Annotated in this window: 2 protein-coding genes; one reads left to right on the top strand and one right to left on the bottom strand. The window is 67.1% G+C overall.

The window, feature by feature from the left end; all coding sequences use genetic code 11:
• Positions 1-920, bottom strand: a 920-nt coding sequence (gene rnd, locus JHC81_RS14365; protein WP_292175804.1) for a ribonuclease D, incomplete at its 3' end; no start/stop codon positions are given.
• Positions 921-1,001: 81 nt separating this feature from the next.
• On the opposite strand from rnd, the gene purM reads away from it, so the two are divergent.
• A partial coding sequence (gene purM / locus JHC81_RS14360; protein WP_292175802.1) for a phosphoribosylformylglycinamidine cyclo-ligase occupies positions 1,002-2,032 on the top strand: 1,031 nt, incomplete at its 3' end.

The following is a 2,032-nucleotide window of genomic DNA, read 5'->3' as shown; positions in this document are numbered from 1 at the left end:
TCGACCACCGAGGGCGGTGCGGGCTGGTTGTGGCCGGGACGCTCCAGCTTGGGCGCATGCGCCTCCGGATCGGCCAGCACCCGCTTGAGCTCGGCGCACAGTTCCAGACCCAGGCGCGACGCCCCGAACCCCTTGGGCACGGAACGCAGGCGGTTGAAGGCCTCCGGATCGGTCGGGCCCTGCGCCGCGATCTCGTCGATGGCCTCGTCCTTCAGGATACGCCCGCGCGGCTGGTCCCGCTCCTGCGCCGCCCGCTCGCGCCAGACGGCGGTAGCAACGAAGGCGGCCAGGTATTTGGCGGAAAACTTCTTGGGTTTGAGCCGCTTCCAAGCCTTCTCGGGCGTGGTGTCGTACAAGTCCGGATCGGTCAGATCCTCCATCTCGGCCATGACCCAGTCCAGCCGCCCCTCCTTGACCAGCCGGTCGCGCAGCTTGGGATACAGCGCCGCCAGATGGGTCACATCTCCCAGGGCATAGGTCAGCTGGGCGTCCGATAGCGGGCGCCGGGCCCAGTCGGTGAAGCGGCTGCCCTTGTCCACATCCTGACGCAGCATCTGTCGGACCAGGGCCTCGTAGGAAACCTGATCGCCGAAGCCCGCGGCCATCCCCGCCACCTGGGTGTCGAACATCGGCTTGGGCATGGCCCCCAGCTTGACGAAGATTTCCGTGTCCTGACGCGCGGCGTGGAACACCTTCAGGATGTTCGGGTCCCGCAGCAGATCCAGAAAAGGCTCCAGATCGATGCCCTCGGCCAGCGGATCGATGATGCCGGCGTCGGTGCTGGAAGCGGCCTGGATCAGGCACAGCTTGGGCCAATAGGTCGTTTCCCGCATGAACTCGGTATCGACCGTGATGAAGGGGGCTGTGGCCAGCTTCGCACAGAAGTCGCGCAAAGCCTCGGTGGTGGTGATTGGCGTCATTCCGATGCTATAGCCCCGCGCGATACGGTTGTGGCAAGAGCCGCGACACATTTCCGCCTCTCTGATTCAGGCCCGTGACCCATGAGCGACACCCCAAACCCGCTGAAAAACGGCCTGACCTATGCCGATGCCGGCGTGGATATCGACGCGGGGGAGCGGCTGGTGGACGCCATCAAGCCCCTGGCCAAATCCACCCGTCGGCCCGGCGCGGAGGCCTCGCTGGGCGGTTTCGGGGCCCTGTTCGACCTGAAGGCGGCGGGGTTCGAGGATCCCCTGATCGTCGCCACCACCGACGGTGTCGGCACCAAGCTGAAGATCGCCATCGAGACCGGTCGCCATGACGGCGTCGGCATCGACCTGGTCGCCATGTGCGTCAACGACCTGCTGGCGCAAGGGGCCGAGCCCCTGCTGTTCCTCGACTACTACGCCACCGGCCAGCTCGACATCGACGCCGCCCGCCGCGTCGTGACCGGGATCGCGGAAGGGTGCCGCCAGGCCGGATGCGCCCTCGTCGGCGGCGAGACGGCCGAAATGCCCGGCATGTACTCCGGCGGCGACTATGATCTGGCGGGTTTCTCGCTCGGTGCCGTCGAGCGCGGGCATGCCCTGCCCTATCTGGATCGCCAGATGCCGGGCGATATCATCATCGGTCTGGCCTCGTCCGGCCCCCACTCCAACGGCTATTCCCTGATCCGCAAGGTGGTCGAGAAGTCCGGACTGGCGTGGGGTGACGACGCCCCCTTCGCCAAGGACCGCACCCTGGCCCAGGCGCTGATGGAGCCCACCCGCATCTATGTGAAGCCGGTCCTGCCGCTGATGAAGGCCGGTCTGATCAAGGGCGCGGCCCACATCACCGGCGGCGGCCTGATCGAGAACCCGCCCCGCTGTATCGCCGAGGGACTGGAGGCGTCGTTCGACTGGGACGCCTGGCCCATGCCGCAGGTCTTCCAGTGGATGGGCGAGGTCGGCGGCATCTCCGATCACGAACTGCGTCGGACCTTCAACTGCGGCGTCGGCTTCATGCTCGTCGTCGCGCCCGAGAATGCCGAGCCGGTGCTGGAGGCCCTGCTGAACGCGGGCGAAGTCGCCTTCGTCTGCGGCCAGCTTCAGGC

The sequence above is a fragment of the Brevundimonas sp. genome (genome assembly GCF_016463295.1).
In the GTDB taxonomy this organism is placed as follows: Bacteria; Pseudomonadota; Alphaproteobacteria; order Caulobacterales; family Caulobacteraceae; genus Brevundimonas.
Note: the sequence above shows the minus strand (reverse complement) of the source record. Positions and strands in the feature narration are given on the sequence as shown.